The 14,101-nt window shown below is 71.9% G+C and carries 12 protein-coding genes; 3 read left to right on the top strand and 9 right to left on the bottom strand.

The window, feature by feature from the left end; translation table 11 throughout:
• The first annotated feature begins 18 nt into the window (after positions 1–18).
• On the top strand, positions 19–747 hold the full coding sequence (locus ACWCWD_RS19940) for a DUF5995 family protein (RefSeq protein WP_450774105.1): 729 nt from the start codon (positions 19–21) through the stop codon (positions 745–747).
• Positions 748–802: 55 nt separating this feature from the next.
• Here ACWCWD_RS19940 and ACWCWD_RS19935 read toward each other — a convergent pair whose 3' ends face one another.
• From ACWCWD_RS19935 to ACWCWD_RS19915, 5 genes are all read right to left on the bottom strand, one after another.
• Positions 803–2,494, bottom strand: coding sequence for a flavin monoamine oxidase family protein (locus ACWCWD_RS19935; RefSeq protein WP_450774104.1), 1,692 nt, complete (start codon positions 2,492–2,494; stop codon positions 803–805).
• 55 nt (positions 2,495–2,549) lie between these two features.
• Entirely contained in the window at positions 2,550–3,356 is an 807-nt protein-coding gene (locus ACWCWD_RS19930) for a carbon-nitrogen hydrolase family protein (RefSeq protein ID WP_450774103.1), read from the bottom strand.
• Positions 3,357–3,585: 229 nt separating this feature from the next.
• Positions 3,586–4,044: an Lrp/AsnC family transcriptional regulator gene (locus tag ACWCWD_RS19925; protein ID WP_450774102.1), complete on the bottom strand. Its 459-nt coding sequence runs from the start codon at positions 4,042–4,044 to the stop codon at positions 3,586–3,588.
• A 116-nt stretch (positions 4,045–4,160) separates the two neighbouring features.
• Positions 4,161–5,618 carry an aldehyde dehydrogenase family protein gene (locus tag ACWCWD_RS19920; protein WP_450774101.1) on the bottom strand — a complete coding sequence of 486 codons (1,458 nt, stop codon included), beginning with the start codon at positions 5,616–5,618 and terminating at the stop codon, positions 4,161–4,163.
• A 309-nt stretch (positions 5,619–5,927) separates the two neighbouring features.
• The gene (locus ACWCWD_RS19915) at positions 5,928–7,394 is read right to left on the bottom strand and encodes a GuaB1 family IMP dehydrogenase-related protein (RefSeq protein ID WP_450774100.1); all 1,467 of its coding nucleotides are present in this window, start codon (positions 7,392–7,394) and stop codon (positions 5,928–5,930) included.
• A 331-nt stretch (positions 7,395–7,725) separates the two neighbouring features.
• On the opposite strand from ACWCWD_RS19915, the gene ACWCWD_RS19910 reads away from it, so the two are divergent.
• A complete protein-coding gene (locus tag ACWCWD_RS19910) occupies positions 7,726–8,763 on the top strand; it encodes a terpene synthase family protein (RefSeq protein WP_450774099.1) in 1,038 nt (345 codons plus the stop codon).
• A 77-nt stretch (positions 8,764–8,840) separates the two neighbouring features.
• Here the strand turns inward: ACWCWD_RS19910 and ACWCWD_RS19905 are convergent, their stop codons facing one another.
• The 4 genes from ACWCWD_RS19905 to fmt all read right to left on the bottom strand — a co-directional run bounded on the left by ACWCWD_RS19905 (position 8,841) and on the right by fmt (position 13,220).
• Positions 8,841–9,836, bottom strand: coding sequence for a sugar-binding transcriptional regulator (locus ACWCWD_RS19905; RefSeq protein WP_327179921.1), 996 nt, complete (start codon positions 9,834–9,836; stop codon positions 8,841–8,843).
• A gap of 132 nt (positions 9,837–9,968) precedes the next feature.
• Positions 9,969–10,652, bottom strand: a complete 684-nt coding sequence (gene rpe, locus ACWCWD_RS19900) for a ribulose-phosphate 3-epimerase (RefSeq protein WP_450774098.1) — start codon at positions 10,650–10,652, stop codon at positions 9,969–9,971.
• A gap of 121 nt (positions 10,653–10,773) precedes the next feature.
• Complete coding sequence (locus ACWCWD_RS19895; RefSeq protein ID WP_450774097.1) at positions 10,774–12,207, bottom strand: RsmB/NOP family class I SAM-dependent RNA methyltransferase; 1,434 nt, start codon at positions 12,205–12,207, stop codon at positions 10,774–10,776.
• Between the two features lie 80 nt (positions 12,208–12,287).
• Positions 12,288–13,220: a methionyl-tRNA formyltransferase gene (fmt, locus tag ACWCWD_RS19890; RefSeq protein ID WP_450774096.1), complete on the bottom strand. Its 933-nt coding sequence runs from the start codon at positions 13,218–13,220 to the stop codon at positions 12,288–12,290.
• Between the two features lie 274 nt (positions 13,221–13,494).
• On the opposite strand from fmt, the gene ACWCWD_RS19885 reads away from it, so the two are divergent.
• On the top strand, positions 13,495–14,046 hold the full coding sequence (locus ACWCWD_RS19885) for a hypothetical protein (RefSeq protein WP_450774095.1): 552 nt from the start codon (positions 13,495–13,497) through the stop codon (positions 14,044–14,046).
• Positions 14,047–14,101: the final 55 nt, after the last annotated feature.

Here is a 14,101-nt window from a genome sequence, read left to right as displayed (position 1 = left end):
GGCTGGGACGCTGCTGCCATGGCGCAGTTGGAACAGATCGCGGACACGGCCCCACCCGGCCCGGCCCCGGCCGTGGAGACGGCACCCACCAGCATCGCGGACGTGATCGAACGCATGCGCGCCCTGGGGGCGCTGTGCCCCGAGGGGGACGGCGTAGGGGTCTTCAACGAGGTGTACCTGGCGGTCACCGAGGCCATCGGCGGGGAGCTCGGCACGGGCGGCTTCCCCGACCGCACCGCCACCTCGGTGCTGGACGTCCGGTTCGCCGAGCACTATCTGACCGCGATCGGCACCGCCGACCGGGGCGGCCTCGCACCGGAGTGCTGGCGTCCGCTCCTCCAGTTCCGGCGTCATCCGGGCGTACGCCCGATTCAGTTCGCCCTGGCGGGCATCAACGCGCACATCGGCCACGACCTCGCGCTGGCGGTGGTGGACAGTTGCCGTACGCTCGGCTGCGCTCCGCCGGACCTGGAGGATGAGTTCGAGCGCGTGGGCGACCTCCTCGTAACTCTGGAGGAGCGCATCCGTGAGGATCTGATGCCCGGACCGGATCTGCTGGAGATCGCCGACCCGCTGACGCATCTGCTGACGTCCTGGAGCCTCCAGCGGGCCCGGGACGGCGCCTGGTCGTCGGCGAAGGTGCTCTGGCGGCTGCGGGCGGTCCCGCCGCTCGCCGAGGAGTTCCGCCGGCGTACGGACGCGACGGTCGGCCTGGTGGGCCGCTTCCTGCTGACGCCCTGCGGCTGAGCCGCGGCCCGTACCCGCCTCCCGGTCCGGTCCGCTCCAGGAGGCGGGTACGGGGTCAGTCCTCCGGCAGTTCCACCGGGGCGATCTCGTCGAAGAGGTCGCCGGGGCCCGGGTTGGCCGGGTCGGTGGAGCCGCCGAACTGGGTCATCACGCCCCAGACGGCGTTCAGGGCGGTCTGCACCGCGCCCTCCGCCCAGCCGGCCGTCCAGGAGATGTCGTCGCCGGCCAGGAAGATCCCCCGCTTCCCGGCGGGCAGCCGGTCCTGCATGAAGTGGGTGAACAGCCGCCGCTGGTAGCGGTAGTGGCCCGGCAGGTTCGCCTTGAACGCGCCCATGAAATAGGGCTCGTTCTCCCAGGAGACGGTCACCGGGTTGCCGATGACGTGCTTGCGGATGTCGACGTTCGGGTAGATCTCGCCGAGCGACTTCAGCATGACGTCCATGCGCTCGTTCGGGGAGAGCGGCAGCCACTTCAGGCTGTCGTCGCACCAGGTGTACGAGAGACAGATGACGGCCGGCCTGTCGGGCCCGTCGTCCAGCAGGTACGTGCCCCGGGTCATCCGGTCGGTCAGCGTCATCGACATGGTGTCGCGGCCGGTGGTCTCGTCCTTGTCCAGCCAGAACGGGCGGTCGACCGGGACGAACAGCTTGGACGACTCCATGTAGTGGGTGCGCTCCATCGCCGTCCAGTGGTCGATCGGGAAGAGCTCGTCGTCGCAGGCGATCTTGGAGAGCAGCAGCCAGGACTGCCCGGTGAAGACGACGGCGCGGTAGGTGCGGATGTCGCCGTCCGCGTCGGTGACCGTGACGCGGTTGCCCGCGGTGCGGTCGAGCCGGGTGACGGCGGGCCGGGGGTCGCCGCCGTGCAGGGAGGAGAGCGAGGTGCCGGGCGGCCAGTGGACCATCTTCACCGGTTCGCGGTCCCACAGGCGCAGCGGCAGCTGCTGGCTGCCTCCGACGATCCCCCGGTGGTGGTCGTCGGCCTCGGTGTAGACGACCCGCAGGATCTCCAGGATGGAGTTGGGGAAGTCGGTGTCCCAGCCACCGGTACCGAAGCCGACCTGGCCGAAGATCTCGCGGTGGCGGAAGGACTTGAAGGCGTCCGAGGCGCACAGGAAGCCGTAGAAGGTCTGGTTGTCGAGCTGTTCGACCAGCCGGGCCCAGATCTCGCGGATGCGCGGGACGTCCCGTTCGCGCAGGGCCCGGTTCATGTCGGAGAAGTCGGCGCCCTCCTCCAGACAGGTGTTCCAGGCGTCCATCACGTCGCGGTAGACCTGGGGCAGGTCGTCGACGGTGCGCGCGTAGTGCGACTCGCCCTTGAGGTCCACGACGGTCGAAGGGGTCGTCGGGGAGAGCGGGTTGGGGAACGGCCGGGTCTCCAGGCCGACCAGGTCGATGTAGTGCTGGAGCGCGGTGGAGGAGGGCGGGAAGCGCATCGCGCCCATCTCGGCGGTGAGCGACGGGTCGCAGCCGTCGAAGCCCACGGTGCGCAGCCGGCCGCCGATCCGGTCGGCCTCGTAGACGACGGGGCGCAGGCCCATCTTCATCAGCTCGTAGGCGGTGATGATGCCGGAGAGGCCGCCGCCGATGACCGCGACCTCCTGCCCGTGCTCGGTGGCGGGGATCTGGCCGAGGCCCGCGGGGTGCGCGAGGAAGTCGTCGTACGCGTACGGGAAGTCCGGGCCGAACATGGTGATCGGCGGGGTGGTGTCGGCGTGCGGGACGGCGTTGGGCACCGTGGACGTCATGGGGTACGGACTCCTAGCGGGGGCGAGCGGGAGAGACGAAGAGGCGGGAGGGCCTTCAGGCCCGGCGGGCGAGCGGGCCGTACAGCTCCGGGCGCCGGTCGGCGAGGTACGGGTTGGCGGCGCGCGAGGCGGCGAGGAGGACGGGGTCCACGTCGCCGGTCACGAGCTCCTCGCCGCGTCCGGCCCGGGCGCGCACCGCGCCGTCGGGGCCGGCCAGGCAGCTCAGCCCGACGAACTCGAACTCGCCCTCCTCGCCGGTCCTGTTGACGTAGGCGATGTACATCTGGCTCTCGAAGGCGCGCACCGGCACGACGGCCTCCGCGACGAACTGGAAGGGGTGCATCTGCGCGGTGGGCACGAGCAGCAGGTCGGTGCCGGCGAGGGCGTGCGCCCGTACGTTCTCCGGGAACTCGACGTCGTAGCAGACCAGCAACCCGACGCGGACGCCGCCGAGTTCGGCCTGGACGACGGCCCGCTCCCCGGGAGTGAACCAGGTGTGCTCGAACTCGCCGAAGAGGTGGGTCTTGCGGTAGTGGGCCAGCGGCGTGCCGTCGGGGCCGATGAGCTGGGTGGCGTTGTGGATCAGCTCGCCCGCGCGCTCCGGGTAGCCGTACAGGACGGCGATCCGGTGCCGGGCGGCGAGGGCGGCGACGGCCCGGGCGCCGGGGCCGTCGAAGGGTTCGGCCAGGCGGGGCACGGCGTCGCCGAGGGCGTAGCCGGTGAGGTACAGCTCGGAGGTCACCAGCAGCCCGGCCCCTCCGGCGGCGGCGCGCGCGGCGGCGGCGTCGAGGGCTTCGAGATTCGCCGTCACGTCTCCGGGTGTGCCGGAGCTCTGGAACAGGGCGGTACGCAACGACGGCATGGCTGACCTCGGGCGGGGCGGCGGGGGACGTATCCGAAGGTACGTTTCGCGCCACACCCCCGACAAGGCACGAGCGTTGCGCACCGACCGTCGATCCGTTGCGTCCGCGAGCCCTTGTGCGGCGATTCGTTGCGCAGGGCGTCGTCGCAGGTCAGGAAGGTGATCCAGGTCTCAGCGCAGAGCCGGTACGGACCGGGGGCCCGCCGTCCGGACCGGGCCGGGCCGGGGCTCACCCGGCGGGCGGTCCGGACACGTACCGGCGGACCAGCGGGGAGAGCACCAGGACCGATTTCGTGCGCTCCACGTAGGGCTCGCTCGCGATGCGTTCGAGTACCTGCTCGAAGTGGCGCATGTCCGCCGCGAAGACCTGGACGACGGCGTCCGCCTCGCCGGTGACGGTGGAGGCGGAGGCGATCTCGGGGTAGCGCGAGAGCCCGCTCCTGATCGCCTCGGGAGAGGTGTTGCGGCTGCAGAAGATCTCGATGAACCCCTCGGTCTCCCAGCCCAGCGCGGAGGGGTCGACCCGCACGGTGAACGCCGTGATCGCCCCCTGGTCGCGGAGCCGGTCGACACGGCGCTTCACGGCGGGTGCGGACAGGCCGACGAGGGCGCCGATGTCGGCGTAGGAGCGTCGGGCGTCTTCGGCGAGGGCGTGGACGATGCGTTCGTCGAGGTCGTTCAGGCGCACGTCGGGCGGTTCACTTCTCTGCGAGGGCTGCTGCGGGGGCGGCGACGCCGCCCCCGCAGTAGACCACGGGCGCCCCTGGAGTCTCTCGTCCGGATCGGTCAGAAGGGGAAGATCGGTCAGAAGGGGAACTGCGTGCGGCCCCGCTGGATCGAGATCCACTTCTGGGTGGTGAAGGAGTCGATCGTCGACTCGCCGTTGAGGCGGCCGAGGCCCGAGTTCTTCACGCCGCCGAACGGGACGATGGGCTCGTCGTTCACGGTGCCGTCGTTGATGTGGATCATGCCGGTGTGGATGCGCTGCCCGACGCGTACGCCGCGCTCGATGTCCCCGGTGTGCACGGCGCCGCTCAGGCCGTACGGGGTGTCGTTGGCGATCCGGACGGCCTCGTCCTCGCCGTCGAAGGGCACGATCAGCGCGACCGGGCCGAAGATCTCCTGCTGGAGCACCGGCGAGTCGGCGGAGAGGCCGGTGAGCACGGACGGGCCGACCAGGTTGCCGTCCGTGGTGCCCCGCAGCAGCGCGGTGGCGCCGCCGGCGACGGTCTGCTCGACCAGCTTGGTGACGGCCTCGGCCTGCGTGGAGTTGATCAGCGGGCCGATCTGGGTGGCCGGGTCGGCCGGGTCGCCGACGGTCAGGGATGCGACCTTGGCGACGAACTTCTCGGTGAACTCGGCCTCGACGGACCGGTCGACCAGGATGCGGTTGGCGGCCATGCAGACCTGGCCCTGGTGGACGAAGCGGCTGAAGACCGCGGCGTCGACGGCGTAATCGATGTCGGCGTCGTCCAGGACGATGAGCGCGCTGTTGCCGCCGAGCTCCAGGACGACCCGCTTGAGGTGGGCGGCGCCGACGGTCGCCACGTGGCGGCCGACCTTGTCCGAGCCGGTGAAGGAGATCACCTGCGGGACCGGGTGCTCCAGCAGGGCGTCGCCGATCTCGGCGATGTCGGTGACGACGACGTTCAGCAGTCCGGCGGGGAGACCCGCGTCCTCGAAGATCTTGGCGATGAGCGTGCCGCCGACGATCGGGGTGTTCTGGTGGGGCTTGAGGACGACCGCGTTGCCGAGGGCGAGCGCCGGGGCGACCGATTTCAGGGAGAGCAGGAAGGGGAAGTTGAACGGGCTGATGACGCCCACCACGCCGACCGGCTCGCGGTAGACGCGGTTCTCCTTGCCCTCGACCGGCGAGGGCAGCAGCTGGCCGGTGGGGCGCAGCGCGATCTGGACGGACTCGCGGAGGAACTCCTTGGCGAGGTGCAGCTCGAAGGCGGCCTTGAGGCGGGTGCCGCCGAGCTCGGCGACGATCGCGTCACCGATCTCGGGCTCGCGCTCCTCCACGATCCGCAGCGCCTTCTCCAGCACCCCGCGCCGGGCGTACGCGTTGGTCTCGGCCCACGTCCGCTGGGCCCGCTCCGCGGCGCGGTAGGCCTGGTCCACCTCTTCGGCCGTGGCGACCGGGATGGAAGCGAGCTTCTCCCCGTCGAACGGGTTGAAGTCGATGATGTCCCAGGAGCCCTTGCCGGGCCGCCACTCGCCGTCGATGTACTGGTGGGCCAGGTCAGTGAAGAAGGACATGAGATCCCTTACCGCAGAGTGGGCGGGTGACTGAACGAGGCTCATATTACTTACGTCACTGTGGAGTTGAAGCAACAGACCGGCCAGTGGGGGACCTTGGCCGGACAACGCGCGTGCGCCCGAGTCCTCACGGTCGATCGCCCCGGACGACCGTGTCCCTCGCGGTCTGTCACCGCGGACGACCGTGCCCCCCGCGGCCGATCACCGCGGGGGGCACAGAAGTTGCTCGGGTGCGTAGTCGGACCGCCGCCGTCCGGCCGGAGGCGGCGGCCCGAAGACGCGCCCGGGGGCCGGGAGCGACCGGCCGGATCAACTCCAGCTGGCGTGGAGGGGCTTGCCCTCCGCGTATCCGGCGGCGCTCTGCACGCCCACGACCGCCTTCTCGGCGAACTCCTCCAGGGAGGCGGCGCCGGCGTAGGTGCAGGACGAGCGGACACCCGCGATGATCGAGTCGATCAGGTCCTCGACGCCGGGACGCGACGGGTCGAGGAACATCCGCGAGGTGGAGATGCCCTCCTCGAAGAGCGCCTTGCGGGCGCGGTCGTAGGCCGACTCGTCGGACGTGCGGTTCTTCACCGCGCGGGCCGAGGCCATGCCGAACGACTCCTTGTAGTAGCGGCCGTCGGCCGACTGCTGGAGGTCTCCGGGCGACTCGTACGTACCGGCGAACCAGGAGCCGATCATCACGTTGGACGCGCCGGCCGCGAGGGCCATGGCCACGTCGCGCGGGTGGCGGACGCCGCCGTCCGCCCAGACGTGCTTGCCGTACTTCTTCGCCTCGGCGGCGCACTCCAGCACCGCGGAGAACTGCGGGCGGCCCACGCCGGTCATCATCCGCGTGGTGCACATGGCGCCGGGGCCGACGCCGACCTTGATGATGTCCGCGCCCGCCTCGACGAGATCGCGCACGCCCTCGGCGGCGACGATGTTGCCCGCGACGATCGGGACCTTCGGGTCGAGGGCGCGGACCGCGCGGACCGCGCTGATCATGGATTCCTGGTGGCCGTGGGCGGTGTCCACGACGAGGGTGTCCACACCGGCGTCCAGGAGCTGCTTGGCCTTGCCCGCGACGTCCCCGTTGATGCCGACGGCGGCGGCGATGCGCAGCTTGCCGCCGGCGTCGGTGGCGGGGGTGTACAGGGTGGCGCGGAGTGCGGCCTTGCGGGTGAGGATGCCGACGAGCCGGCCTTCCGCGTCCACGGCGGGGGCGAGCTTGCGGTTGGCCGTGTCGAGCCGGTTGAAGGCCTCGCGGGGGTCGATGTCCGCGTCCAGCACGACCAGGTCCTTGGACATGACCTCGGAGAGCTGCGTGAAGCGGTCCACGCCGGTCAGATCGTGGTCGGTGACGACGCCGACGGGCTTGCCGTCCTCGTCCACCACGACGCCCGCGCCGTGGGCGCGCTTGGGCAGCAGCGAGAGGGCGTCCGCGACGGTCTGGCCGGGGGCCAGCACGATCGGGGTGTCCAGGACGAGGTGGCGCGTCTTGACCCAGGAGATGACCTCGGTGACGACCTCGATGGGGATGTCCTGCGGGATGACGACGAGGCCGCCGCGACGGGCGACGGTCTCGGCCATCCGCCGGCCCGCGATGGCGGTCATGTTGGCCACCACCAGCGGGATGGTCGTCCCGGTGCCGTCGGGCGCGGAAAGATCCACTCCTTGGCGCGATCCGACCGCCGAACGCCCCGGAACCATGAAGACATCGTCGTACGTGAGGTCGTACGGGACGGAGGGGGTGTCTGAGTAGCGGCCGGTGCCAGGTTCGAGAAAACGCATGACACCCATGGTTCCACGGGAATCGCCGCAGGTCGCCCCGGAAAAGGCACAGCAATGGCCACCGCTGCTCGTAGATTCATCCAAGAGCCCACGACGGTGGTGCCGGGGAGCATACCCCGACCGGCGGAACCTACCCCGATCCGATGACACGTACACACCACACTCAGATAATCGAACTTAATTCGAATAAATGACGATCTCCCAGGCTGGACCAGGTGACAAGCAGTCAGGTAGTTTCACCATCCGCAGGTCTTGGGGGTACCCGGGGCGCGAGAGAGAACGTCCCAGGCCGCCCGTCACGCGAATGACCGGAGAGGACCCGGATCCGCCCGTGGAAAGTGAACTGCCGGACATTTACTGCCCGTTTCCCCAGCGCACGAATCCGCATGTCGGGCACGTCCGAAAGCACCTCGACAGCTGGACGCGCAGCACCGGGCTGGTGCACCGCGAATCCGCGCGCGAGCGATTCGAACAAGCCGACTTCGCCGCGTTCGTCGGCATGGTCCACCCCACGGCGGACGCCGAGCAGCTGGCTCTGGTGGCCGACTGGTTCGTCTGGCTCTTCCTCGTCGACGACCAGCTCGACGACGGCCACCTCGGCCGCGACCCCGAGCGGGTACGCGACGTCGTCGCCAGGATGCGCGCCGTCGTGGACGGCACGGCCCCGGAGCCGGGCGAGGACCTGCCCAGGGCCGTCGTGGCCCTGGCCGACCTGTGGGAACGCACGACTCCGGGCGTGGCCCCGCACTGGCGCACCCGCTTCGCCTTCCACCTGGTGGCGTACCTCACCACGGCCACCACCTGGGAGGCCGGGAACCGTGCGGACGACGTGGTCCCGTCCGAGGAGACGTACATAGCCAAGCGGCGTCACACCGGGGCGATCCACGTCTGCATGGACCTCATAGAGATCGTCGCCGGCATCGAGGCACCCGAGTCGATCCACAACGACCCCCGGTTCATCACCGCGCTCGAAGCCTCGTGCAACGTGGTCTGCTGGGCCAACGACGTCTACTCCTACGAGAAGGAGCAGGTGCTCGGCGAGATCCACAACCTCGTCCACCTCGTCCGCCACCACCGCGGGCTGGGCGAGCAGGCGGCGCTCGACCTGGTCGCGGACCGGATAGCCACGGAGACGGAGCGGTTCCTGACGGCGGAGGACGAACTCCTGGAGCTGTACCCGCAGCTGTCCGGGCTGCTCGTGCCCTATCTGGACGGCATGCGCAGCTGGATGCGCGGCAACCTCGACTGGTCCCGGCAGACGCCCCGGTACAACCCCGCCGACGTCAGCCAGTACGAGGAGCCCGGGCAGTACCTGGAGGAAGCCGTACTCGGCATCGCGGCCGACCACGCGGGCCACGCGCGCGGCTGAGAACCCCCGGCTCCCGCACGGCAGGAGGCCGGCACCCCGTCGCGGGGTGCCGGCCTCCTGCCGTGTACGGAAGTGCGTCAGCGGCCGTCCGGGTCGGCCCGCTCCAGGGCGGGCCGGATTCCGGCGGCGGACTCGGTCAGCAGGTACTCGGCGGCCGCCGTGTCCGTCACCAGGCTGGTCACCAGGCCGGAGCGGAGCACCGCGCCGATCGCCGCCGCCTTGCGCTGGCCGCCCGCGATGGCGACGACCTCGGGGATGCGGCGCAGCCGGTCGGCCTCCACGGTGATGCAGCGCTCGCCCAGGTCACGGCCGACCCGGCGCCCTTCGGCGTCGAAGAGGTGGGCGGACATCTCGGCCGCGACGCCGAGGGAGGCGTAGTGGGAGCGCTCGTCGTCCGACAGCATGTCGTGGACGGTGGAGATGCCCGGCTCCCAGGAGCCGATGGAGACCGCGGCGACGGTGACCTTGTCGAAGTAGTCGAAGGCGCGCGCGATCCCGGTCTGGTTGCGGAGCGCGGCCGCGGTGGCCGGGTCCGGCAGCAGCATCGGGGCGTAGATGGGATGCGCCTCGCCGCCGGAGACCTGTGCGGCCCTGCGGACCGCTTCCACGGACCCGCGCTCGGCCGTGCCCGCGTCGTACACGCCGGTCAGCTGGACCACCGTGCACGGCGGCAGCTGGTCGAGCGCCGCCGCCATGTGGATGGTGGACCGGCCCCAGGCCAGGCCGAGGACATCGCCCTCGGTCACCAGCTCGCCGAGCAGATCGGCCGCGACCTCGCCCAGGTTCTCCGGGTCGGGGGCGTCGTCCTGCTCGTCCGCCGGGGACTCCACGACGACCGCGTGGCGCAGCCCGTACCGGGACCGCAGCGCGTCGGAACGCTCCGCGTCCAGCTCGGCCGGCACCCGGATCTCGATGCGTACGAGATCACGTTCGAGGGCCGTCTCCAGGACCCGGGCCACCTTGAAGCGGCTGACGCCGAACTCCTCGGCGATCTGGATCTTGGACTTGCCCTCCAGATAGAACCGTCGAGCCATGGCCGCCGCCTGCACGAGCTCCGCGGGGCCCATCCGCATGGCTGACCGACCCGCCGAGATGCCAGACACCGCGATCTCCTCACTGCTGTTCACATGCCCGCTACGCCGTTCATCCTGTCAGATCCGGCGAACTTGATCGGCCGCGTCGGGCCGCGTTCATCTGCCCTTGGCTCAGTGGCCGCATGCCCAGGGCGCGGCGGCCGTCGCCGCCTCCGCCTTCGCCCGCAGCGCGCGCACCGCCGCGGCCGGGTCGGACGCCCCGTACACCGCCGAACCCGCGACAAAGACGTCGGCGCCCGCCTCGGCACAGCGCTCGATGGTCTCCTCGGAGACCCCGCCGTCGATCTGCAGCCACAGGTCGAGCCCGTGCTTGGAGATCAGGTCCCGGGTGCGGCGGATCTTCGGCAGCATGATGTCGAGGAACGCCTGCCCGCCGAAGCCCGGTTCCACCGTCATGATGAGCAGCATGTCGAGCTCGGGGAGCAGGTCCTCGTACGGCTCGATGGGCGTCGCCGGCTTGAGCGCCATCGACGCACGGGCGCCCTTGGCCCTGATCTCGCGCGCCAGCCTGACCGGGGCCGCCGCCGCCTCCACGTGGAAGGTGACGGAGCCGGCACCCGCCTCGACGTACTGAGGTGCCCAGCGGTCCGGGTTCTCGATCATGAGGTGGCAGTCGAGCGGGGTGTCTGTGGCCCGGCTCAGCGACTCCACGATGGGCACGCCGAGGGTCAGGTTGGGCACGAAGTGGTTGTCCATCACGTCGACGTGGAGCCAGTCGGCGCCCTGAACCGCCTTCGCCTCATCGGCGAGGCGGGCGAAGTCGGCGGAGAGGATGCTGGGGTTGATCTGGGCCATGCCCCAAGCCTGCCATGCTCCGGACCGCTTCCCCGCCACGGGGAGCCCCAAAGCCTCACGGGGTGGTCACGGTTCGGGCAACGCGCGCCGCCCGGAACCCGCCGACCGGCCGGCCGACCGGTCAGCCCGTACGCCGCAGCAGCGCGAGGTACATCGCGTCGGTACCGTGCAGATGGGGCCAGAGCTGCACGTCGGGGCCGTCGCCCAGTGCGGGGACGCCCGGCATCAGGGGGCGGGCGTCCACCCACTCCGCCTCGACCGGGTCGCCGCCGCGCCCCTTCAGGACGTCCTCCACCACGGTCCGGGTCTCGGCGAGGTGGGGCGAGCAGGTCGCGTAACCGACGATCCCGCCGACCCGTACCGCCTTCAGCGCCTCGCGCAGCAGCCCGCGCTGGAGCGGGGCGAAGCTCTCCAGGTCCTCGGGCCGGCGGCGCCAGCGCGCCTCGGGGCGGCGGCGCAGCGCGCCCAGGCCGGAGCAGGGCACGTCCATGAGGATGCGGTCGAAGCTGCCGGGCCGCCACGGCGGGCGGGTGCCGTCGGCGGTGATCACCTGGTACGGGCCGGGGTTGCCGGCCAGGGCCCGCTCCACGAGCCGGGCGCGGTGGGGCTGCTTCTCGGCGGCGAGCAGGGCGGCGCCCCGTCCCGCGGCGAGCGCGGCCAGCAGCGCGGCCTTGCCGCCGGGACCGGCGCAGCCGTCGAGCCAGCGGGTGTCGTCACCCTCCAGCGGGGCGTTGGCGAGGGCGGCGGCGACGAGCTGGCTGCCCTCGTCCTGCACACCGGCCCGGCCGTCGCGTACGGCGGCCAGCGCGCCGGGCTCGCCGCCCTCGGCCATGCGTACGGCGTAGGGCGACCAGCGGCCGGGGAGCGACTGCTCCTCGCCCAGGGCTTCGACGAGTTCACCGGTGGTGGACCTGCCGGGGCGGGCCACCAGGGTCACCTCGGGGCGCTCGTTGTCGGCTTCGAGGAGGTCCTCGATGCCGGCCCGGCCGCCGCCGAGGGAGTCCCACAGCGCGGAGACCACCCAGCGCGGGTGCGAGTGGACCACGGCGAGGTGCGCCTCGGCGTCCTCGTCGAAGGGCGGCGCGACCTGGTCGAGCCAGGCGTCCAGGTCCTTCGCGGTGACCTTGCGCAGCACCGCGTTGACGAACTTGGCGCGCCCCTCCCCCAGCACCACGCGCGCCAGCTCGACGCTGGCGGAGACGGCGGCGTGGGTGGGGATGCGGGTGCCGAGCAGCTGGTGCACGCCCATGTTGAGGACGTCGAGCACCGGCGGGTCGACCTCGCGCAGCGGCCGGTCGATGCAGGCGGCCACGATCGCGTCGTACGTGCCCTGCCGGCGCAGCGTCCCGTAGACCAGCTCCGTCGCCAGCGCCGCGTCACGGCCGTCGAAGTCGCCCTTGGCGCGGGCCTTCTTCAGCAGCGGGGGCAGCACGAGGTTGGCGTAGGCGTCCCGCTCGTCGACGGCCCGCAGGGCCTCGAAGGCCAGGAACCGCACCGGGTCCTTCTTGGGGCGGCGGTGGGGCTGGGCGGGACGGCGACGAGGCTGGTCGTTCACGTGAAAGGTGCTCCGCTGATGGTGAGGGGGCGAACCCACCCAGCCTACGTCGCCTCCGGCCCGGGGACGGAACCGCGGAGCTACAGTCCGAGCAGCTCACCGGGGACGATGCGGACACCGCGCGCCCAGTCGGCGGCCTGCATGGGCTTCTTGCCCTGGGGCTGGACCCAGAGCAGTTCGACGGCGTGCGAGCCGGTGCCCACGTACACGTTCTTCTTGGTGGCCGAGATCTCGCCCGGGGCGAGGTCGTGGCGGTCGGTCACCGGGGTGGCCTGGACGAGCTTGAGGCGCTCGCCGCGGAAGAGCGTCCAGGCGCCGGGGGCGGGGGTGCAGCCGCGCACGATCCGGTCGACCCGCAGGGCGGGCGCCGACCACTGCACCTGGGCGTCCTCGACGGTGATCTTCGGCGCGAGGGTGACCCCGTCGGCCGGCTGGGGCACCGCGTGCAGGGTGCCGTCCTCGATGCCGTCCATCGTCGCGACGAGCAGCCCGGATCCGGCGAAGGCGAGCCGGGTCAGCAGGTCGCCGCTGGTGTCGGTCGGACGGACCTCTTCCGTGAGGACCCCGTAGACGGGTCCCGAGTCGAGGCCCTCCTCGATGAGGAAGGTCGAGGCGCCGGTGACCTCGTCCCCGGCCATCACGGAGTGCTGCACGGGTGCGGCGCCGCGCCAGGCGGGGAGCAGCGAGAAGTGCAGGTTGACCCAGCCCCGGGCGGGGATGTCCAGGGCGGTCTTCGGCAGCAGCGCGCCGTAGGCGACGACCGGGCAGCAGTCCGGGGCGATCTCCCGCAGCCGGGCCAGGAAGTCCTCGTCGCGCGGGCGGGCCGGCTTGAGGACCTCGATCCCGGCCTCCTCGGCGCGCTCGGCGACCGGGCTGGCGACCAGCCGCCGTCCCCGGCCCGCCGGTGCGTCGGGACGCGTGACCACGGCGGCCACCTCGTGGCGGCCGGAGGCGATCAGAGCGTCCAGGGCGGGGACTGCTACCTCGGGGGTGCCTGCGAAGACGAGCTTCATGGGTGGCTGACTGCCTCTCGGGCGGGCTTACGGTGACGAGCGACGCACCAGTCTAGGCGGTGCGGACCGGCCGTGACGGGGTCGGGCCCTCGGGGGGTCGCTCGCCGCGCCCAAGGGGGGCGCACACGCGGCGTACGCCCGGCGCACATGCGGAAACGGCCGGAGAGCGTGACCACAAGGGCCGGTCGGGCGTTGGTCAAAGGAGATTGACCGAAGCGAGTCGCCGCGCTGCGGCGGCCCGATCCCTTTCAACGCCGGTTCGAGAGGCTTCTTCATGGCCGACCACGCAACGCACGACGCCCAAGCGCGGGCCAGTCTGCATCTCCTGGTGCGGGACATCGAGCGGGTCAGGCGGCAGGTGGACGCACTGCGCACCCTCACCGCGCAGCTGGGCAACGTCTACCGTCCGCGCCGCTCGGGGCCGTCCGCGGGCTTCGTGGTCTACGGACGGGCCCCGGCCCCCACGGTCCGTCTGGCCCAGGAGCTGCGGGACAGTGTCGAGACGCTCGTCACCGCGGCGGTCGACTTCGATCGTTCGCTGGGATTCTCCTGGGACGCGGTGGGTTCGGCCCTGGGCGTCACCAAGCAGGCGGTACACCGCCGTTACGGCGCGCGCCGAACGACTCCGCAGCCCGCCGGGGAGAGCGCCGAGGCCACGGCCGGGCGCCCCGCGCCGGTCACCGCCGAACCGGGGATGCCGCCCGCCGCGGGCGCCCCGGTGCCGTCCGTCCCCGCGGCCCGGTCGATGCCCCCGCAGCCCTCGCAGGGAGCGCCGCTGCGCGGGGAGATGCGGCCGGGCGTCTTCCCCGGCCCGCGCAACGGCTGACGGTACGGCCGGCGCGACGGAGCCGGAGCAGCCGGGCCCACGCGACGGGAAGGCT

This window comes from Streptomyces sp. NPDC001493, assembly GCF_053597235.1.
This window is presented reverse-complemented; position numbering and strand designations above follow the sequence as displayed.